This is a genomic window from Amycolatopsis sp. NPDC005003, from assembly GCF_053600695.1.
On the sequence record NZ_JBSGAI010000004.1, the window covers coordinates 128,383 to 148,472 of the forward strand.

Sequence of the window (20,090 nt, forward strand, 5' to 3'; positions counted from 1 at the left end):
GCAAGCATGAGTCCCAAACCGCGCGCGGCCGACGTCAAAACCAAGCTCGTCGAGGCCGCCATCCGGTTGCTCGACGAGAGCGGCCCCGAGGCGCTGCAGGCCCGCAAGCTGGCGGCGGAGGTCGGCGTCTCGACGATGGCGGTCTACACGCACTTCGGCGGCATGGCCGCGCTGGTCGACGAGGTCGCCCAGGCCGGCTTCCTGCGCCTGTCGGCGTGGCTGGCCGAGGTGGGCGAGACCGACGACCCGGTGGCGGACATCTTCAGCCTGGCCCGCACGTACCGGCAGGCGGTCGCCGAGCAGCCGCAGCTGTTCGCGGTGACCTTCGGCCAGTCCGCCCCCGGCGGCAAGCGGGCGACCCTGTCCGACCTCACCACCGCCGAAGGCCGCGAAGCGGCTCAGGAGGGGTTGGCGGCGTTCACCCACATCGTCCGGGCGACCGAGCGGGCCATCGCGGCCGGCCGGTTCCGGCCCGCGGACGAGTACCAGGCCGCCGCCCAGCTCTGGAGTGCGTTGCACGGATTCGTCACACTGGAGGCGTCGGGGCACTTCAGCCCCGGTGAACAGGGCATAGACCACATTTTGATCCCCCTCGGGATCACCATGGCGGTGGGTCTCGGGGACACTGTGGACGAAGCCGGGCGCTCCGCGGAGACTGCGAAGGCGGCTTGGCGAGCGAGGACCGGAAACGCCGGGCAGGGTGAGAACGAATAACCCGGTGAACAGGGGCGCGAGGGAACGCGGAGCGGGTGCGCGGCGTCCTTACCAGGGGCGAGGGGGATGGAGACAGGGTGAACGAGCAAAACGGGGACGCGGAGCCCGCCGGGCCGGTGGTCGAGGCGGTCCAGGGCGCCCGGCGGTGGCTGAGCCGCCGGTCGGTGCTGATCGCGGGCGCGTCCGGGCTCGCGGTGACCGGGCTGGCCGTCGGCACCGCGACCGGCAAACTACCGTTCAGCCAGGCCCTGCAGCGGACGGTCGGCGTGACGTCGTCGAACCCGACGACCCAGCTGGGCAGCACGCGCGTCGAGCGCGTCTACTCCGCCGCGCGCGGCCGGATGGTCGACCTGGTGTTCATCCTGCCGTCGAAGACCCCGCCGAAGGGGCTGCCGATGTCGCTCATGCTGCACGGCCTGCACGGCAACGCCCGCAGCGCGGCGCCGACCGGCACGCTCAAGCAGCTCGCCAGCGACGTCGCCCGCAAGGCGGTCCCGGCGTTCGGCCTCGTGGCCGTCGACGGCGGCGACAACTACTGGCACGAGGTGCACCCGGGCGACGACCCGATGGCCATGCTGCTGGAGGAGGTCCCGCAGTGGCTGCGGGCCCGCGGCTTCGCCGGCCCGACCGGGCTGCCGTTCGCCTGCACCGGCGTGTCGATGGGCGGGTTCGGCGCGCTGGTGTACACGCGCCGCCGGGTCGAGCGGCGCCAGCCGCCCGCCGCCGTCGCGACGCTGGCCCCGGCGCTGATCACGTCGTGGCCGGAGATGGCCAAGCGGCACATCTTCACCGGCATCCAGGACTGGACGGCCCTCGACCCGCTGCGGCACATCGACGAGACCAAGGGCGTGCCCAACGGCATCTGGTGCGGCACGGAGGACTCGTTCATCACCGGCGTCCGCCGCTACATCGAGGCGGCCCACCCGGCGGTCGCCCACACCGCCCACGGCAAGCACGGCGACTCGTTCAACCGCACGGTGGTGCCCAGCCTGATCAGCTTCCTCGGCAAGCACGTCCCCCGCGCCGCCTGAGCCGTACCCAGCCGGACGGCGGTCAGCGGGTGAAGTGGATGCGGGTCGTGGTGCGGCCCGGCACCCAGTACGTGCGGACCAGGTCGGCCAGGCGGTTGACCAGCAGCAGGCCCCGGCCGCCCAGGGTGGCCGCCGACGGCGGGATGCGGCCAGCCAAGGGCGAGGCGATCGTGCCCGCATCGGTCACCTCGGCGACCACCTGCGCCGGGTCCACCCACAGCCGGAGCACGCCGGCGCCGCCGCCGTAGAGCACGCTGTTGGTCGTCAGCTCGGCGATCGCCAGCGCGAAGTCGTCGCGGCGGGGCCGGCGCAGGCCGTGCCGGGCCGCCCAGATCTCGGCGAAGCCGCGCAAGGACGCCAGCTGCCCGAGGTCGAACCCGCGCTCGACCGCGCCCGGCGGCGGCTCGAGCGGCCGGGTGAATTCCGCCCGGACGCCGTCCGGGTCGAACCGCGGGCTGGTGAACGGCCCGGCCAGGCCCCACAACTCGGGATGGGTGCGCTCGGCGTCGGCCAGGACCCGCGGCGGCAGGGCTCCGACGTCGTACGGGCAGAGAACCGCCAGGTCACGCCCGGCGAAGGCGTTGTTGATCAGGGCTTCGTGCACCACGCACGCCGGGTACTCCGAGTCCGTGCGGCCGGCCCAGATCGGCTCTCCCACGATCCGCACCGGCCCGGCGTGCTCCCCGGCGAACGCGTGCAGCACCGACGGCAGGATCGCGCCGGGGTTGCGGCCCGCCCGCTGCATGTCGATCAGCCGCACTTCACCGGCCCGGTCTTCCAGCGCTTTCTCGATCAGCAGCAGGTTGCGGCCGGGAACGGCGACGGCCGCGGGCTCACCCCGGTCGAGGCCTTCGAGGAGGAACGGGAGGACACCGTCCAGGTACTCGGTGTCGCCGCGATAGAAGAGTGCCGGATGCCGGAACGGCCTGAGGGCATCTACCACGGGGAAGTCTTACCCAGCCGTCGCCGGCTTCAAACCCTGCGAAGGCCGGGGATTCACTCCACCCAGCGACCGACGACGGCGATCAGCCAGAAGCCGACCAGGGTCGCCAGGGCGAACAGCAACACCCAGTTGAACAGCTGACGCCGCTCGGTCACGCCGCGGGCCTGCCGCAGCCCGTACGCCGCGACGACGAACAACGGCACGGGAATCAGCGGGAGCGGGGAGAGCCGCGACACGACAGCGACGACGCACGTACCGGTGAACACGGCCAGCATGCCCATCAGCACCCGGTGCAGCCACGGGTACCGCTCGGCGACGGACGCGATCACGCGCTCGCTCAGCTCGCGGAACCCGAGAACGGGCCCCGCCGGCCCGGCCGGGGTGGTCCCGGCGGGTTCCGGGGCCGGCGGCGCCGGCGCTTGCACGCCGCCGCCGGGAGCGGCCCCGGAACCCGGGATGGAGTCAGCAGTCATTCAGCTTTCCTGTCGGGTCTCCGGGCCGGGCGGCCCGGAGACGCCGGGCGTCAGGCCGACTTCTCGCCGCGCTCGCTGCGCGCACGCCGCGTCGGCTGCCGGGCGACGATCGTCGGGTTCACGTTCTCCCGGACGGTCTGCTCGGTGATGACGACCTTCGCCACGTCGTCGCGGCTCGGGATGTCGTACATCACCGGCTGGAGCACTTCTTCCATGATCGCACGCAGCCCGCGGGCACCGGTCCCGCGCAGGACCGCCTGGTCGGCGATGGCCTCGAGCGCGGTCTTGGTGAACTCGAGCTCGACGTTGTCCATCTCGAAGAGCTTCTTGTACTGCTTCACCAGGGCGTTGCGCGGCTGGGTGAGGATGTTGACCAGCGAGTCCTTGTCGAGGTGGTTCACCGTCGCCACGACCGGGAGCCGGCCGATGAACTCCGGGATCAGCCCGAACTTGATCAGGTCCTCCGGCATGGTGTCGGAGAAGACGTCGCTCTCCTCGATCTCGGACTTGGTGCGGATCTCCGCGCCGAAGCCGAGGCCGCGCTTGCCGACCCGCTCGTTGATGATCTTCTCCAGCCCGGCGAACGCGCCGGCCACGATGAACAGCACGTTCGTCGTGTCGATCTGGATGAACTCCTGGTGCGGGTGCTTGCGGCCGCCCTGCGGCGGCACCGAGGCGGTGGTGCCCTCGAGGATCTTCAGCAGCGCCTGCTGGACACCCTCGCCGGAGACGTCGCGGGTGATCGACGGGTTCTCGCTCTTGCGGGCGATCTTGTCGACCTCGTCGATGTAGATGATCCCGGTCTCGGCCCGCTTGACGTCGTAGTCCGCCGCCTGGATGAGCTTGAGCAGGATGTTCTCGACGTCCTCGCCGACGTAACCCGCTTCGGTCAGCGCCGTGGCGTCCGCGATGGCGAACGGCACGTTCAGCAGCTTCGCGAGCGTCTGCGCCAGGTAGGTCTTGCCGCACCCGGTGGGGCCGAGCATCAGGATGTTCGACTTGGCGAGCTCGACCGACTCCTCCTTGGAGTCCTTCGGGCCGGCCTTGTCGTCCGCCTGGATCCGCTTGTAGTGGTTGTAGACCGCCACCGCCAGGGTCCGCTTGGCGTCTTCCTGGCCGATGATGTACTGCTCGAGGAACTCGTGGATGTCGGCGGGCTTGGGCAGCTCGTCGAGCTTGACGTCGCCGGCCTCGGCCAGCTCCTCCTCGATGATCTCATTGCAGAGGTCGATGCACTCATCGCAGATGTAGACCCCGGGGCCGGCAATGAGCTTCTTCACCTGCTTCTGGCTCTTCCCGCAGAAAGAACACTTCAGCAGGTCTCCGCCGTCACCGATCCGTGCCATGGCCGTTGACCTCGTCCCCTCCGGCGCGGGTTTCCGCGCCTGACGTGTGTTGCGACGGTGCGACCCCCCGGCACGGTGGCCGGGTGTGAGCCTCACGCATTGCCACTGACGGTACCCGTCCGACGCCGCGAGCGGGAACACCCACGAACTCCGGGAGCACGTCAGAGGACGACCCTAAACCAGGATGCCGGTGTGTGTCGTCTCCTCGACACACACCGGCCTGGCGGATCTACAGAGCCGACGCCTTACGGTACGGCAGTACCTCGTCGATGATGCCGTACGCCTTGGCCTCTTCGGCCGTGAGGATCTTGTCGCGCTCGATGTCGGTCCGGATCTGGTCCGGGTCCTTGTTCGTGTGCTTGGCCAGGATGACCTCCATCTGGCGCCGCACCCGCTGGATCTCGTTGGCCTGGATCTCCAGGTCGGAGACCTGGCCGTAGGTGCCCTCGGTGGCCGGCTGGTGGATCAGCACGCGCGAGTTCGGCAGCGCGTAGCGCTTGCCCGGCGTGCCGGCCGACAGCAGCACCGCGGCGGCCGAGGCGGCCTGGCCGAGGCAGTACGTCTGGATGTCCGGGCGGACGAACTGCATGGTGTCGTAGATCGCCATCAGCGAGGTGAACGAGCCACCCGGCGAGTTGATGTAGACCAGGATGTCGCGGTCCGGGTCCTCGTGCTCGAGGTGCAGCAGCTGGGCCATCACGTCGTTGGCCGACGCGTCGTCCACCTGCACGCCGAGGAAGATGACCCGCTCTTCGTACAGCTTGTTGTACGGGTTCGACTCCTTGACGCCGTAGCTGGTCCGCTCCACGTACGACGGCAGGATGTACCGCGACTGGGGGATGCTCGGGCCCTGGAAGTCACCCGGGAGCCTGAAGTTGCTCATCGAAAGTCTCCTTGGTGCTCTCGGGCTCAGCGGGAGCCCGGACGGGCGATGTCGGCGGTGAGGACGTGATCCACGAAGCCGTAGTCCTTCGCCTCCTGGGCGGTGAACCAGCGGTCGCGGTCGCCGTCCTTGATGATCTGCTCGACCGTCTGCCCGGTCTGGTCCGCGGTGATCCGGGCCAGCTCCGTCTTCCACTTGTTGAACAGGTCCGCCTGGATCGCGATGTCCGACGCCGTGCCGCCGACACCGGCCGAGGGCTGGTGCATCAGGATGCGGGCGTGCGGGAGCGCGTAGCGCTTGCCCGGCGTGCCCGAGGAGAGCAGGAACTGCCCCATCGAGGCCGCCATGCCCATCGCGTAGGTCGCGACGTCCGGGCGGATCAGCTGCATGGTGTCGTAGATGGCGAACCCGGCGGTGACCGAGCCACCCGGCGAGTTGATGTAGAAGCGGATGTCGGACTCGGCGTCGTCCGCGTCGAGCAGCAACAGCTGCGCGGTGATCCGGTTGGCGATCTCGTCGTTGACCTCGGAACCGAGGACGACGATGCGCTCCTGGAGCAACCGCTCGAACACCGAGTCGGTGAGGGTGAGCCCTGCGGTACCGGTCCGCGCCTCGGGCGTGTGCTGCGTCACGTCTGCCTGCCTTTTCGCCGGCGGTGGCCCGGTGCTGACGGCCGCCGCTGTCGTTTCAGATGCTTGAGATCTTGTATCCGACCCTAACGAACTTGGGCGGTGCAGAATGCCTGACACCGCCCAAGTTCGCTCACAGCTTCACTCCGCCGGAGTCTTCGCCGCCTCGTCGGTGACCTGCGTCTCCTGGGTTGCCTCGTCGGTGGCCGGCTCGTCGCTGCCGAACAGCTCCGAGAGGTCGACCTCGGCGCCGGAGCCGTCGGTCACGGTCGCCTTCCGGACCACGGAGGCGAGGGCCTTGCCGCGGCGCACGTCGGCGTAGATCGCGGTCAGCTGGCCCGACTGCTGGGCGCGCTGGACGTACTCGTCCGGGCTGATCCCGAAGCGCTGGGCCTGGTAGATGATCCGCTCGGTGAGCTCGCCGTCGTTGACCGAGACCTCTTCCTTGTCGGCGATGGTGTCCAGCAGCAGCTGCGTGCGGACGGCCTTCTCCGACTCGGTGCGGGTCTCCGTGTCGAACTCTTCGAGCGTGCGGCCTTCGGCCTCGAGGGCCTTGGCGAACTGGGCCTCGTCGTGGTCGAACGGGTGGATCGCGTCGTGCTTGCGGTTCTCGATCTCGGCGTCGAGCACCTTCTCCGGGATCGGCACCTCGGTGCGCTCCAGGAGCTCGTCGAGCACCTTGTCGCGGGCCTGGACGCCCTGCTGCATCTTCTTGACGCGGCCGAGCCGCTCGCGCAGGTCGTTCTTGAGCTCTTCGATCGTGTCGAACTCGCTGGCCATCTGGGCGAACTCGTCGTCGGCCTCGGGCAGCTCGCGCGACTTGACCGACTGGACGGTCACGGTCACCTCGGCGTCCTTGCCGGCGTGCTCACCGGCGACGAGCTGGGTGGTGAACGTCTTGGTCTCGCCGGCGTTCGCGCCGACGATCGCCTCGTCGATGCCGTCGACGAGCTGGCCGGAGCCGATCTCGTAGGACAGCCCGGTGGTGCTCGCCTCCTCGACGGCCTCGCCGTCGACGGTCGCGGACAGGTCGATCGAGACGAAGTCGCCGGTCTCGGCCGGGCGCTCGACGCCGGTCAGCGTGCCGAAGCGGGCGCGCAGCTCGTCGAGCTGCTCGTCGACCTCCGCGTCGGTCAGCTCGACGTCGTCGACGGTGACCGCGAAGCCGTCCAGGTCGGGCAGCTCGATCTCCGGGCGCACGTCGACCTCGGCGGTGAACTCGAGGACGTCGCGGTCTTCGAGCTTGGTCACGTCGAACTCGGGGTTGCCGAGCGTGCGGACCTCGTTGGCGCGGACGGCCTCGATGTACTTGGCCGGGATGGCCTCGTTGACGACCTCGTCGAGCACCGGGCCGCGCCCGATCCGGCTTTCCAGGACGCGAGCGGGCGCCTTGCCGGGCCGGAAGCCCGGGATGCGCACCTGCTGGGCGATCTTGCGGTAGGCGCGGTCGAAGTTCGGCTTGAGCTCGTCGAACGGCACCTCGACATTGATCTTGACTCGCGTCGGGCTGAGCTGCTCGACGGTGCTCTTCAAGGTCTTCTCCTCGAGCGGTAACGATTGTGGTGGACAATCCTGCGGAAATGACCCCGCCTCATGTGCAGGCCGGGACGTCCGAGTCTAGGCCAGTGGCCTCCGCCACCGGGCCGGGGGCCACCTGCGAGGTCAGGCGCCGAGCATCCGGCCGATCACCCAGCGCATCTGGCCGCTCGCGTGCGCCACCGACCCGCTGGGCTGCACCAGGTGGGAGAGCAGCAGCCGGACGATGGCCTCGACCGCGACCGTCCACTCCGAGAGGGTGAGCCCGGCCTCCGGGTAGCACCGGGCGAACAGGGCCGCCACGGTGTCGACCGAGCGCTCCAGCACGCCCTCGGGCCGGGTGGTCAGCAGCGGGAGGAAGTCTTCGCCGCCGCCCTTCGGGCAGCCGAGCGCGATGACGATCAGCGGGTTGGCCTTGGCCGCTTCGAGGGTCTGGCAGAACGCCGCGGTGACGCCGTCGACGGGACGGCCCGGGTGGGCGGCGACGACCTCGGTCATCCGATCCGCGAAGCGCTCGGTTTCCCGCAGCACCAAGGCTTCGGCCAGCTCGGCCTTGGAGCCGAGTTCGTTGTAGACGGTCTGCCGACTGACGCCGACGTGCGCGGCCAGCTTGCCCATCGTCACCGCGGCCCAGCCCGCGCCGGCGGTGAGCTCGGCGGCCGCGTCCAGCAGCCGATCCCGGGTGCGCGGCGGGGCGGGGTGGGTGACGGCCTTCACAGGGCCAGCTTACCCACCGCTTGCGTTCAGCTGGCCGGGACCTTTTTTCGGAGCGTGGCACAACGTTTACAAACGCGAGCGCGTTGTCTACGGTGACTCCCGCCTCGCCAGGAGCTTCTCGACCGAGGAGACCGCTCGATGCCCGTCGTCGATACCTCGCCGCGTGGCTCCCGGACGTCCGCATCAACCTCGCCGGCCGCGCGCTCGGTGCCCTCGCCCCGCATCCCGTTGCCCCGCCTGTCGGTGCCGACGCTGCTGTTGTTCGCCGGCGGCGCCGCGCTGTGGGCCACCGCGACCTGGCTGCTGCTGGCCGGGATCGCGCCACCGGTGTTCACCGTGCCACTGCACGCGATCGTCACTTTCACGATGTTCACCGTGGTGCACGAATCCGCCCACCACGCCGCAGGAAAACTGACATGGGTCAACGAGGTGCTCGGCCGGCTGGCGATGCCGTTCGTCGCGGCGTACGCGTCGTTCCCGCTGCTCCGGTTCATCCACAGTGAACACCACCGGAACACGAATGCGGACTCCCACACCGATCCTGACGCGTGGACGTCGCAGGGAGCCTGGTGGTCGCTGCCGTTCCGCTGGCTCACCATCGACCTCTGGTACGCGCGCTTCTACACCGTCCGCGCGCGCACCCGCCCGGCGCCGGAGCGGGCGGAGGCGGTCGTGCTGCTGTCGCTGGCGTGCGTCGCGGCCGCGACGCTGATCGCCTCCGGCCACGGCCAGGAGCTGGTGCTCGGGTACCTGCTGCCGCAGCGGATCGGGCTGGCCGTGCTGGCCTGGTGGTTCGACTGGCTGCCGCACCACGGCCTGCCCGCCGCGAAGCCGCGCGACAAGTTCGGCACCACGCGGGTGCGGGTGGGGCTGGAGTGGCTGATGACGCCGATGATGCTGTTCCAGAACTACCACCTGGTGCACCACCTCCACCCCGCCGTGCCGTTCTACCGCTACCTGCGTGCCTGGCGGGACAACCGGGAGGCCTACCTGGCCCGCGACGTCCCGATCATCACGGCGTGGGGCCGGGAGCTGACGCCGGCGGAGTACCGCGCGTGGCGGCGGCTGGCCGACGACCTCGGCGACCACGAGCCCTGTCCCGAGCCGCCCCCGCTCGGCCCGAGCCGGTTCCACCGGCTGCGGGTGCGGGAGGTCCGGCCGCTGACCGCGGACGCCGTCGCGATCACCTTCGACGTCCCGCCGCACCTGGCGCCCGAGTTCCGGTTCGCGCCCGGCCAGCACGTGGCGGTCCGCGCGGTGCTCGACGGCCACCCCGTGCGGCGGACGTACTCGATCTGCGCGCCGTCGGACGCGGGCGAGCTGCGGATCGCGGTGAAGCGGCGGGCCGGCGGGGCGTTCTCCGGCTTCGCGACCACGACGCTCGCCGCGGGCGACCTCCTCGACGTCCTGCCGCCGTCCGGCGCGTTCACCCTCACCCCGGACCCGGCGCGGACCGCCCACTACGTGGCGCTGGCCGCGGGCAGCGGCATCACGCCGGTGCTGTCCATCCTGGTCAGCGCGCTGAGGGCGGAGCCGCACAGCCGGGCCACGCTGCTGTACGTCAACACCTCGGGGGCCACGACGCTGTTCGCGGCCGAGCTGAGCGCGCTCGCCGAAGGGTTCGGCGGCCGGCTGCACGTCGTCCACTACCGCACCGACGAGCGCGACCCGGACCTGCACGCGCACCGGCCGCGGCAGTTCGACACGGTCGGCGAGGCACTGGCCATCTCCCACGAGCGCTACCAGCGCGGGCGGCTCGACGCGACCCGGCTGCGCGCGCTGCTGCAGAACCGGCTGCACCCGGCGAAGGTCGACGAGTGGTTCCTCTGCGGACCGCGCGGCCTGACGGAGCTGGCTCGCCGCACCCTCGCCGACGCGGACGTCCCGGAGGAGAACGTCCACTTCGAACTCTTCCGCGGCGCGGCGCCCCTGCGCGACCCGGCGGGCACCCCGGCCCGGGTGGCGGTGACGCTGGGCGGCACGACGACGTGCGTCACGGCCCGGGCCGGGGAGACGGTCCTGGACGCGGCGCTGCGGGCCGGCTACGAGGTGCCGTACTCGTGCACGGGCGGCGCGTGCGGCACGTGCCGGGCGACGCTGCTGCACGGCCAGGTGGACATGGACGTCCGGTACGCGCTGACCGAAGACGACGTCGCCGCGGGCCGGATCCTTACGTGCCGCTCCCGCGCGACGACCCCGGAGGTCTCGGTGGACTACGACCGCCGCTGACCGGGCGGTCAGCCGGTCCGGGTGGGGGCGCCCGACGGCGGGGCGCCCTGGCCCTGCGGTCCCGACTCGCCGTCGGTCACCGACGTCGCGGTCGCCGTGCCGCCGGACTCCGTGGCCACCACCGTCACCGTGTCGCCCGCGGCCAGGCCCGTCGCCTGGGCCGACGTGATCGTGTACGTCTTGGAGAAGCCGTCATCGCTTCGGGCGGTCAGCGACGTCGCGCTCAGCTCGGTCACCTCGCCGGTCTGCATGATCTTCGTGACGTAGCCGCCGTTGCCGTCGGACGCCACGTATTCGCCGTGCAGTGCCGAGCCCAGCCCGCCCGCGCCGCCCGGCATGGCGCCGGGCCCGCCCGCCGTTCCGCCCGGGCCCGCCTGCGTCTCGGTCGCCGCCGAGGACGACGCGGCCCAGACCGCCGCTCCTCCGCCGGCCACGATCACTGCCGCGACGGCGCCCGCCGCGATCTTCTTGCCCGGCGACCACGACGGCTTCGGGGCCGGCGTCGCGCCCCACGTCTGGTCCGGAGTGGACGGTGTGCTCATGTGTCGCTCCTCGCTGTTCGGATGAGGTCCACGGTGGAGCCGCCGGCTGTGCACCGACTGTGCCCGCCGTCAGCCGTTCCTGTGACCGGAAACCGGACATCGCGCAACGGCCCGGTCACCCCACAGCCGCTTCACAGGCAGCGCACAAGCCGCACACACGGCCCGGACGGACGCTGGCTGCATGGCCGCGCGAACCGTCCCGCCTCGTCCCCGCCGGGGGCGGCTTTCGCTGCGCGCGAAACTGACCGGCTCGGTGGTCGTGCTGCTCACCGTGGTGTGCCTGATCGTCGGGGTGATCAGCGAGTTCGCGCTCGACCTCTTCCTCACCCGCCAGATCGACCAGCAGCTCTCGGCCGCGGCGAACCGCTCGCTGGTGTTCGCGAGCAACGCCCGGCCGCCGGGCGGCGGCCCACCGCCGGAGAACCTGGGCCAGCACCCGCTCGGGCAGAACGTCGGCACGGTCAGCGCGACCTTCTCGGGGCGGACGCTCGTCCACGACGACAGCATCTCCGAACACGGCGGACGGCTGTACCTGAGCGCCGCGCAGCAGGCGCTGATGCGGTCGGTGCCCGCCGACGGCAAGCCGCACACCCTGTCCTTCGACGACCTCGGCGAGTACCGCCTGATGGCGTTGCCGGTCGCCGGGACGTCCGAAGTCGTGGTCACCGGCCTGCCGATGAAGCCGGTCGACGAAACCCTGCTCACCGTCGGGCTCATCCTGTTCGGCGTGGCCGCCGCGGGCGTGCTCGGCGCGGCCTTCCTCGGCGCGTTCGCGGTCCGCCGCACGCTGCGCCCGCTCGATCGCGTGGCGGCCACCGCCGGCCGCGTCACCGAGCTGCCGCTCGACCGCGGCCAGGTGGCGCTGTCCATCCGCGTCCCGGAGGGCGACACCGATCCGCGGACCGAGGTCGGCCAGGTCGGCTCGGCGCTGAACCTGATGCTCGGCCACGTCGCCCAGGCCCTCGAAGCCCGGCACGACAGCGAAATCCGGGTCCGGCAGTTCGTCGCCGACGCCAGCCACGAGCTGCGCACGCCGCTGGCCGCGATCCGCGGGTACGCCGAGCTGGCCGCCCGGGGCAGCGCGCTGGTGCCACCGGACGTCGCCCATTCGATGGGCCGGATCCAGTCCGAAGCCGTCCGGATGACGGCGCTGGTCGAAGACCTGCTGCTGCTCGCCAGGCTCGACGCGGGCCGGCCACTGGACGTGCGCGACGTCGACCTCACCCGGCTGGTCGCCGACGCCGTCGGCGACGCCCGGGTCGCCGGGCGGCGGCACCGGTGGCTGCTGGAGCTGCCGCCGGACCCGGTGCTCGTGTTCGGCGACGTCCAGCGCCTGCACCAGGTGCTGGCGAACCTCCTCGCCAACGCGCGCACGCACACCCCTCCGGGCACCACGGTGGTGACGGCGCTGGCCCGTTCGGCGGACGGCAGCGCCGTGCTCACGGTGACCGACGACGGCCCCGGCATCGCACCGGACCTGCTGCCGGACGTGTTCGAGCGGTTCGCCCGCGGCGACTCCTCGCGCTCCCGCCAGGCCGGCAGCACGGGGCTCGGGATGGCGATCGCCTCCGCCGTCGTCGTCGCCCACCACGGCTCGATCGAGGTGCACAGCCGGCCCGGCCGGACGGAGTTCGCGGTACGCCTCCCCGTGGCCGTGCCCGCACAGCGGGTGCACAGCATCGGCACAACGCGGCCCCAGCTGGGCACCGGAAGCTGAGCGCATGACCGCTGTGACTTCCGGGGCTTCGCCCCGGGCCCAGGGCTCCGCATCCCGCGAAACCGCTGTGCCCTCGCCGCCGGTTCGCCCGTCGTGGCACCGGCCCGCGCTGGCCGTCCTCCTGCTCGGCACCGCCGTGCTCTACCTGTGGGGCCTCGGCGCCTCCGGCTGGGCCAACGCCTTCTACTCGGCGGCCGCCCAGGCGGGCTCGCAGAGCTGGAAGGCGCTGTTCTTCGGCTCCAGCGACGCGGCCAACGCGATCACCGTCGACAAGACCCCGGCGGCGCTCTGGGTGATGGGCCTGTCGGCGCGGCTGTTCGGCGTGAACGCGTGGAGCGTCCTGGTGCCGCAGGCGCTGATGGGCGTCGGCTCGGTCTGGCTGCTGTACGCGACCGTCCGCCGCTCGTCCGGCCCGGCGGCCGGGCTGGTCGCGGGCCTGGTGCTGGCCCTGACGCCGGCGGCGGCGCTGATGTTCCGGTTCAACAACCCGGATGCCCTGCTGGTGCTGCTGCTGGTGGCGGGCGCGTACTGCGTGGTGCGCGCCGTCGAGAAGGCGAGCCCGCGCTGGCTCGCGCTGGCCGGTGTCGCCGTCGGCTTCGGTTTCCTGGCGAAGATGCTGCAGGCGTTCCTGGTGCTGCCCGCGTTCGCCGTCGCGTACCTCGTCGCCGCCCCGGTGTCGCTCGGAAAGCGGCTGCTGCACCTGCTCGGCGCGCTCGTCTCGGTGCTGGTGGCAGCGGGCTGGTACCTGGTGGTGGTCGCGCTGTGGCCGGCGGCTTCGCGGCCCTACATCGGCGGGTCCCAGACGAACTCGCTGTGGGAACTGGTCTTCGGCTACAACGGCTTCGGCCGCATCACCGGCGACGAGGTCGGCAGCGTCGGCGGCGGCGCCGGCCGCGGCTGGGGCTCGACCGGCCTGACCAGGCTCTTCGGCAGCGAGATGGCGGGTGGCATCGCCTGGCTGCTGCCGGCGGCGCTGCTGGCGCTGGGCGCGGGGCTGTGGTTCACCCGCCGGGCCCCGCGCACGGACCAGTCCCGGGCGGCCCTGCTGCTGTGGGGCGGCTGGCTGCTGGTGACGGCGCTGGTGTTCAGCTACATGGGCGGCATCATCCACCCGTACTACACGGTGGCCCTGGCCCCGGCGGTGGCGGCGCTCGCCGGGACGGCGGCGGTCCAGCTGTGGCGCCTTCGCGCCCACCCGGCGGCCTCGGGCCTGCTCAGCGGCGGGGTCGCGGTGACAGCGTTGACGGCGTACCTGCTGCTGGGCTCGTCGTGGCAGCCGTGGCTGGCCCCGACGGTCCTGGTCGGCGGCCTGCTCGCGGCGGTGGCGCTGTTCTTCGCGCCGCACCTGACCCGCTTGGCGGCCACCTCGGTGGCGGCGTTCGCGTTGGTCGTGACGCTCACCGGCACCGGCGCGTACACGCTGGCCACGGCGGCGACAACGCACAGCGGAGCGATCCCGTCGGCGGGCCCGTCATCGGGTTTCGGCGGCCGCTTCGGCGGTGGCCCCGGCGGCTTCGGCGGCGGTCGCGGCGGCGGCCCGGGTTCGCTGCTTTCGACGACACTGCCGGGCGCTTCCCTGACGGCATTGCTCCAAACGGACGCGTCGAAGTACACCTGGACGGCGGCAACGGTCCTGTCGAACGCGGCTGCGGGCTACCAGCTGGCGAGCGGAGCCCCGGTGCTGGCGGTGGGCGGCTTCAACGGAACGGACCCGTACCCCACGCTGGCGCAGTTCCAGCAGTACGTGGCGAACGGGCAAATCCACTACTTCCTGGGCGAGGGCATGTCGATGCCGGGCAACAGCGGTTCGGACGCGGCCCAGCAGATCGCCGACTGGGTGGCGGAGCACTACGAGGCATCCACTGTGGACGGCGTAACGGTGTACGACCTGGCTGCGACCGTGTGAGACACGACGAAAGCAGGGTGTGACGCCGGTCCGGGCCCGGGCAACCTGGTCAAGAACCGGCTCACTCCGGCACACTGGTGGTGCCCAGGCGAACAGGAGTTCCTGCTGATGACCAAGCCTAAGATACGGCTGGCCCAATCGGCAGACTTGGAATCGTTCGTCGCAGCCTTCGGTGACCGCGCTTTCTTCGAAGATCGCTTCGAACGACAGCAGGAAAAGCACGGTCAGCTGCTCCTGGGCTGGCTGGACTCCCGGCTCGCCGGCGTCGTCTACCTGTGGCTGGCGGATGCGGAAGAGAAGCCGATCCGCGACCACCTGCCCCGCGTTCCCCTGATCACGCACCTCGAAGTCCACGAGGACCTGCGGAAGAACGGCGTCGGCAAGGCGCTGGTCGGCGAGGCCGAGCGTCGTCTCCTCGAGAAGGGCCACTACCGGGTTGCGCTCGCGGTGCGGACGGACAACGACGACGCCGCCCGGCTGTACAAGAACCTCGGTTACGAGGACTGGGGTCACGGCGAGGTCATCTGCCTGGCGCGGACGACCTCACCGGACGGCACCGTCCAGATCGAGGAGGAAGTGTGTCACGTGCTGGTCAGGGACCTGGTGCCGATCACACCCGCGCCGCGGGCCGAGGCACCTCCGGTCGTCGCTCCGCACCCGTGCTGACCGGGACGTCGATCCCGGCCTGAGCCAGCAGGGGGATGCCCAGCGCCGCGACGGCGTGCTCCACACCCGAACCCCCGTGGTGGTCACGCCGGAGGTCGGTGATCCGCTGCCGCCAGCTCACGCAGTCCTGCTGCCAGGCACGCAGGTACCGCACGCACAGGTCCGGGGTGATCAGCTCACTGCGGCCGACCGCGGCTTTGAGCGAGCCGACCATCCGCGCTTGCTGGGCCGCCTCGATCGGCGACGCCTCCACCAGCTTGATGGTGTCCCGGATGATCCGGCGGCGGTCGGCGAGGAACTCGCGCCAGTACGCCCTGTCGGCCTGCGCCAGGCCGAGATGACTGTCGAACAGGCCGAACACGCCTTCGGCCAAGGTGTCGCCGAGTTCCTCGCCGCGGGCGCGGCGAGCGTCCCGGTAGGGGTCGTAGGGCTTCTGGACCGCCGTGCCCGTGATCGCGGACGGCCGCAGTTTCATGCCGTCCAGCAGGAAGAACCAGTCTTCGTTGTAGATGTTGGGGAAGAACGAACTGAAGGCCGCTTCGCCGACGGCCAACGCGCCGCCGCCGATGAAGGTGTCCTGTTTCTGCCCGGCGTCCCGGATCGCGTGGCACACGACGGAGTTGTCCGGCATGCCCGCGTTGGCCAGGCCGACCACCGGGTATTCGCCGAGCAGGCCGGCCGCGACACCGAGGTCGGCGGGATTCGGCAGCTCGATGTCGTCGTCGAGGAAGAGGATCCGCTTCCAGCCGGCGAGCACCGCGATGAGCAGCGCCAGGTTGCGCTTGAAGCTGGTGTCGGTCTGCCGCCGGAAGCGGGTGAAGCGCAGGATCTGGTCGGTGGCGAACTCCGGTACGAGCCCGGGGTTCAGCAGGTCGATGTCGATGGCGAGCGCGCGGACGCCGGCGTTCTTCGCCTCGAGGATCGCACCGGAGATCGTCGACAGCTTGCTGCACAGGAAAAGCAGGAAAGCATCCTGGTCCTTGGCCGCCGCGATGGCCTGTCGCAAGTAGGGAGCCGGGCGCGCGGTGGGCACGATGACCGCGTCCATCGCCGCGCCGGAAACGTCCTCGGTGTCGAAGTGCGCCAGGAGGTCCTGGTGCGACTCGTGCTGACGGGGGTTCACTCGGCAGCCTCGGGCCACTCGTGCAACCGGTTCTCCTCGAGGGTCCAGTCGGGGGTCAGCCCCTGTCCCCCGACGACAGGCACGCGGCTGATGATGCTGAAGGATTCCACATCGCCGAACCGGTCTTGCACGTACGCGGTGTTACGGTCGCGAAAACGCGCGTCCGTCAGCGCACGAACCGCTCCGAGCGTGCCACGACCGTACATACCATTGCACACGGTCACAGTGCGCTTTCGGTTGAACGGACTTTCGCCGCGGTAGAAGTGGGCCACGTCCTCCAGCAGGTGTTCCTGCCGGTCGAGCTTGGGTTCGAACAGCTTCGGCCGCCCGTTCTGCTGCACCCGGAACCCGCCGTGTTCGGCGTCGTCCGCCCGGCCGACCTGCTCCACCGGGAGGTCCACCCGCTCGATCACGTCCCGGGTCACCGAGTTCCAGTCCACCCCGCCGAGCAGCACGAGGTGGCTCGTGTAGTCGTCCGCCGTCAGCTCCTCGCTGGTGCAGAACTTGACCTGGTTCTCGGGGTTGCGCGAGCGGATGTGCCCGAACAGCTCGATCAGGGCGTCCGGGTCGGCGTAGGTGTACAGCGAGACGAAGTCGGCGCTCTCCGGGTCCGCATAGGACAGGTGCCGCCGGTACTTCTCCGGCAGTGGCGCGCACACGATCGTGATGTTCTGGCCTTGTTCGAAGGTCCAGATGTCGGCCACCGGAGCCGGCGGCCCGGCGAACTCCCGGCCCTCGCGCAGTCCCAGGAGCTCCTTCAGGAGTTCGCCGCGCCGCGCCCGCTCCTCGTCCGTCAGTTGTCCGATGGGGAGGACGCGCAGCGTGCCGCCGTCCAGCGACCGCCGGGTCGCGAACAGCGTCGCGTAGGCCTCGAGCCGCCTGCTCGGCGGGTTGACCGGCTTTTCGATGTTCTCCCACGACGAGATCAGGGAGATGCTGAGGGACTTGTTCCCGCCGAGCGCCTTGGCGAGCTGGGCCTGGGTGATCCCGGCTTCGGGCCACTCGGTCTCGCGCAGCGCGCGCAGGCGGTGAGCGAGCGCGGACCACTGTGGCTGGGCTGGGGACACGACTCGGGCCGCCCTTCAGGAAATTTCAGTAATCCCGACGAGGGCGCCAATACTACTCCCCGTCACTAGCGGCTTGGTCGGGGCCCCGCCGAACCTGGGACTGAAACGTTACGCTCAGCGGAACTTCCCCGCACCGAAAAGATAACACCGATTCATCTCAGTTGATCCGGGGTACTTCACGGCTTACAGTCTCCTTGACTGAACTTCAGTTTTGACCTGAAGGCAGGAGCAGGCCATGAGCATCCCAGCGCAACACGTGCCCCTCCACCGCGCGATTGTGGTGGTCGACATCGAAGGCTCGACGACGCGGACCAACCCGGCCCGGGCCCGGCTCCGCACCGTCCTGTTCGAGCTGCTGGACGAGGCGCTCCTGGCCGGCGGGATCACCAAGAAGTTCCGCGACGAGTTCGTCGACCGGGGTGACGGCGCGCTGTGCCTGGTCCGGCCGGTCGACCAGGCCCCGAAGCCGGTGCTGCTCACCACCGTCGTCCCGACCTTGGCCGAGCTGCTGGAAAAGCACGCCGAGAGCCATCCCGAGCTGGCCTTCCGGCTCCGGGTCGCCGTGCACGCCGGCGAAGTGCACTACGACAGCCGCGGCCCGTACGGCGAGGACGTCGACATCGCCTGCCGCTTCGTCGACGCGAAGGAACTGCGCCGGCAGCTGCGCGTCACGGCGGCCCCGCTGGTGCTCGTCATCTCACCGGAAATGCACCGGTCGGTCGTCCGGCACGGCTACCCGGGGATCGACGACACGACCTACTTCCAGACGGTGCCCATCACCGTCGGCAAGCAACGGCTGCGCGGGTGGATCCACCTGCCGGAAGCCGCCCGGCGCCAGGAGGACATGACCGCGTAGCGCGAAACGAGGTGGGGACCGTGGAACCGACGGGCTTCTGGGCCGCACTGGCCCCGGCCGATCGCCGCAAGCTGGCGGAATCCGCCACGCGGCGCTCCTACCGGCGCGGGCAGACCGTGTGCCGGGAAGGTGATCTCTCCAGTGTCGTCCTGGTGCTGCTGACCGGGCACGTGCGGATCGTCCACGGAACGCCGGACGGACGCGACGTCGTCGCCGGGGTGCGGGGTGCCGGTGACGTCATCGGAGAGCTCGCCGCGATCGACGAGCGGCCGCGCTCGGCGACCGTCGAGGCGCTCGACGACCTCGACGTGCTCGAAATCCCCGGCGACCGGTTCGCCGCGCTGTGCCAGGCGCGGGCGCGGATCTCCTGGGCGCTGCTGCTCGTGCTCTCCACCCGGCTGCGGTCCGTCGGCAGGCAGTGGCTGGAGCTCGGCGGCGGGGCCGCGGCGCGGCGGGTGGCGGCGCAGCTCATGCAGCTGGCCGTCCAGCACGGCGTGCCGCGCGGGGACGACATCCGGATCGCGGTCCCGGCCACCCAGGCCGAACTGGCGATGACCGCGGCGATCTCGCGGGAGTCGTGGGCGCGCGTGACGCGCGACCTGCGCCGCCGAGGGGTGATCAGCACCGGCAGAAGACAGGTGACGATCCACCGGATGGCCGAACTTCGACGATTGGCGAACTGATTCCGCGCTCTGTGTCTCCTGACACAGAGGAAACGGTGCGCCGGAGGTTTCCTGGATCCAGGGCAGAGGAGGGCTTTCATGGACCCCTACATCACCGCACCGGGCCGGAGCCGCTGGCGCCGGGGCGTCTACGCGGCCGGGCTCGTCATCCCCTTCACCGCGTCCCAGGTGTGGGCGCTGCTGGTGCTGTTGCGGCTCGCCCCGCTCGACGGGCTGGTGGGGCAGGCCATCGTCCTCGTCCTGGTGGGCTCCGCGGCCGCGATCTGGGCCGGCTGGCGCTGGACCTGGCAGCTCGGCCGCGACCGCGACGGCTTCCGGCGGCCCGGGTCGGCGGAGCACCCCGGGTACCACGTCGAACCCGAGCCCGCCCCGAAGACCCGGATCCCGACATGACGTCCGGGCCGGTCATCGTCGCCGCACTCGTGCTGGCCGCCGGTGCCGGACGTCTCCTGCGCCACCTCGGCGGCCTCCTCCGCCGCCGTCCCACCGAAAGGAGCACGGAAATGAGCAGCCCTCCCCCGACCTTCCCGCTGCGGATCTACCACTGGCGCTGGGAAATCCTGGCCGTGACGCTGCTCCCGTACGGCGTGGTGACGTTCGCGCTGTGGGCCGGCCCGCTGTGGGCGTCGGCGGTCCTCGCCGCCGCGCTCGGCGTGGCGGTGCTGCGCCGCCGCCAGGTGCAGGCCCGCATCCACGCGATCCGGCTGCAGCACCGGCTGCGCGCGGTGTTCCCCCACCTGCGCCTGCCCGGCGGCCGCCTCCCGGCGATCCTCTGGAGCCGTCCCCGCGGCGGCGACATCGTGGTGTCGCTGTACGGGCGCGAGGCGTTCGAGCACCTGCACCGCCACCGCCAGGTCCTGGCCGCGGCCTGCGCGGTGCCCGAGGTGTACGTCGACCGCCACCCGAGGTACGCGAGCCTGGTGACGCTGACGATCAGCCCGACGTCACCGAAGCGCGAACCGGGCCGTGCGTCGCTGCCGAGCAACGTGGTTCCGCTGCGGGCGCACAGCTGAGCCCGCGGGTGCCCGG

The 20,090-nt window shown here is 71.2% G+C and carries 20 protein-coding genes; 10 read left to right on the top strand and 10 right to left on the bottom strand.

The genetic code is table 11. The features are described from left to right. Positions 1-6: 6 nt before the first annotated feature. A complete protein-coding gene (locus ACWED2_RS06485; RefSeq protein ID WP_449689415.1) occupies positions 7-714 on the top strand; it encodes a TetR/AcrR family transcriptional regulator in 708 nt (235 codons plus the stop codon). Between the two features lie 77 nt (positions 715-791). Further along, the gene (locus tag ACWED2_RS06490) at positions 792-1,745 is read left to right on the top strand and encodes an alpha/beta hydrolase (RefSeq protein WP_449689416.1); all 954 of its coding nucleotides are present in this window, start codon (positions 792-794) and stop codon (positions 1,743-1,745) included. A 22-nt stretch (positions 1,746-1,767) separates the two neighbouring features. Here the strand turns inward: ACWED2_RS06490 and ACWED2_RS06495 are convergent, their stop codons facing one another. The 7 genes from ACWED2_RS06495 to ACWED2_RS06525 all read right to left on the bottom strand — a co-directional run bounded on the left by ACWED2_RS06495 (position 1,768) and on the right by ACWED2_RS06525 (position 8,272). Then, the gene (locus tag ACWED2_RS06495; protein WP_449689417.1) at positions 1,768-2,688 is read right to left on the bottom strand and encodes an anti-sigma factor RsbA family regulatory protein; all 921 of its coding nucleotides are present in this window, start codon (positions 2,686-2,688) and stop codon (positions 1,768-1,770) included. 53 nt (positions 2,689-2,741) lie between these two features. After that, a complete protein-coding gene (locus ACWED2_RS06500) occupies positions 2,742-3,161 on the bottom strand; it encodes a hypothetical protein (RefSeq protein ID WP_449689418.1) in 420 nt (139 codons plus the stop codon). Between the two features lie 50 nt (positions 3,162-3,211). Continuing rightward, a complete protein-coding gene (gene clpX / locus ACWED2_RS06505; RefSeq protein ID WP_004562779.1) occupies positions 3,212-4,507 on the bottom strand; it encodes an ATP-dependent Clp protease ATP-binding subunit ClpX in 1,296 nt (431 codons plus the stop codon). Positions 4,508-4,736: 229 nt separating this feature from the next. Next, positions 4,737-5,390 (bottom strand): ATP-dependent Clp protease proteolytic subunit, encoded by a 654-nt coding sequence (locus ACWED2_RS06510; protein WP_091316263.1) that lies wholly within the window; start codon positions 5,388-5,390, stop codon positions 4,737-4,739. Between the two features lie 26 nt (positions 5,391-5,416). Continuing rightward, positions 5,417-6,022 (bottom strand): ClpP family protease, encoded by a 606-nt coding sequence (locus ACWED2_RS06515; protein ID WP_449689419.1) that lies wholly within the window; start codon positions 6,020-6,022, stop codon positions 5,417-5,419. Positions 6,023-6,160: 138 nt separating this feature from the next. Next, positions 6,161-7,552, bottom strand: a complete 1,392-nt coding sequence (gene tig / locus ACWED2_RS06520; RefSeq protein ID WP_449689420.1) for a trigger factor — start codon at positions 7,550-7,552, stop codon at positions 6,161-6,163. A gap of 129 nt (positions 7,553-7,681) precedes the next feature. Continuing rightward, positions 7,682-8,272, bottom strand: a complete 591-nt coding sequence (locus ACWED2_RS06525) for a TetR family transcriptional regulator (protein WP_449689421.1) — start codon at positions 8,270-8,272, stop codon at positions 7,682-7,684. 138 nt (positions 8,273-8,410) lie between these two features. Between ACWED2_RS06525 and ACWED2_RS06530 the strand changes: the two genes are divergently transcribed. Next, positions 8,411-10,501, top strand: a complete 2,091-nt coding sequence (locus ACWED2_RS06530; protein WP_449689422.1) for a fatty acid desaturase — start codon at positions 8,411-8,413, stop codon at positions 10,499-10,501. Positions 10,502-10,509: 8 nt separating this feature from the next. Here ACWED2_RS06530 and ACWED2_RS06535 read toward each other — a convergent pair whose 3' ends face one another. Next, positions 10,510-11,043: a hypothetical protein gene (locus tag ACWED2_RS06535; protein WP_449689423.1), complete on the bottom strand. Its 534-nt coding sequence runs from the start codon at positions 11,041-11,043 to the stop codon at positions 10,510-10,512. Between the two features lie 181 nt (positions 11,044-11,224). Between ACWED2_RS06535 and ACWED2_RS06540 the strand changes: the two genes are divergently transcribed. The 3 genes from ACWED2_RS06540 (at position 11,225) to ACWED2_RS06550 (ending at position 15,332) form a co-directional block, all read left to right on the top strand. Beyond that, positions 11,225-12,760, top strand: coding sequence for a sensor histidine kinase (locus ACWED2_RS06540; protein WP_449689424.1), 1,536 nt, complete (start codon positions 11,225-11,227; stop codon positions 12,758-12,760). 4 nt (positions 12,761-12,764) lie between these two features. Further along, positions 12,765-14,666, top strand: coding sequence for an ArnT family glycosyltransferase (locus ACWED2_RS06545; RefSeq protein WP_449689425.1), 1,902 nt, complete (start codon positions 12,765-12,767; stop codon positions 14,664-14,666). Between the two features lie 108 nt (positions 14,667-14,774). After that, entirely contained in the window at positions 14,775-15,332 is a 558-nt protein-coding gene (locus tag ACWED2_RS06550) for a GNAT family N-acetyltransferase (protein ID WP_449689426.1), read from the top strand. On the opposite strand, the gene ACWED2_RS06555 is transcribed toward ACWED2_RS06550, so the two are convergent. Together ACWED2_RS06555 and ACWED2_RS06560 are read right to left on the bottom strand one after the other, a co-directional pair. Next, entirely contained in the window at positions 15,277-16,455 is a 1,179-nt protein-coding gene (locus tag ACWED2_RS06555; protein WP_449689427.1) for a hypothetical protein, read from the bottom strand. The genes ACWED2_RS06550 and ACWED2_RS06555 overlap by 56 nt on opposite strands. Next, on the bottom strand, positions 16,452-17,522 hold the full coding sequence (locus tag ACWED2_RS06560; protein WP_449689428.1) for a helix-turn-helix domain-containing protein: 1,071 nt from the start codon (positions 17,520-17,522) through the stop codon (positions 16,452-16,454). Before ACWED2_RS06560 ends, ACWED2_RS06555 begins: the two co-directional genes overlap by 4 nt. Before the next feature lie 235 nt (positions 17,523-17,757). Between ACWED2_RS06560 and ACWED2_RS06565 the strand changes: the two genes are divergently transcribed. The 4 genes from ACWED2_RS06565 to ACWED2_RS06580 all read left to right on the top strand — a co-directional run bounded on the left by ACWED2_RS06565 (position 17,758) and on the right by ACWED2_RS06580 (position 20,074). Then, a complete protein-coding gene (locus ACWED2_RS06565) occupies positions 17,758-18,378 on the top strand; it encodes a hypothetical protein (protein WP_449689429.1) in 621 nt (206 codons plus the stop codon). 20 nt (positions 18,379-18,398) lie between these two features. Continuing rightward, entirely contained in the window at positions 18,399-19,061 is a 663-nt protein-coding gene (locus ACWED2_RS06570) for a Crp/Fnr family transcriptional regulator (RefSeq protein ID WP_449689430.1), read from the top strand. 78 nt (positions 19,062-19,139) lie between these two features. Next, positions 19,140-19,454: a hypothetical protein gene (locus ACWED2_RS06575; RefSeq protein ID WP_449689431.1), complete on the top strand. Its 315-nt coding sequence runs from the start codon at positions 19,140-19,142 to the stop codon at positions 19,452-19,454. 110 nt (positions 19,455-19,564) lie between these two features. Continuing rightward, positions 19,565-20,074: a hypothetical protein gene (locus tag ACWED2_RS06580; protein WP_449689432.1), complete on the top strand. Its 510-nt coding sequence runs from the start codon at positions 19,565-19,567 to the stop codon at positions 20,072-20,074. Positions 20,075-20,090 lie beyond the last annotated feature (16 nt).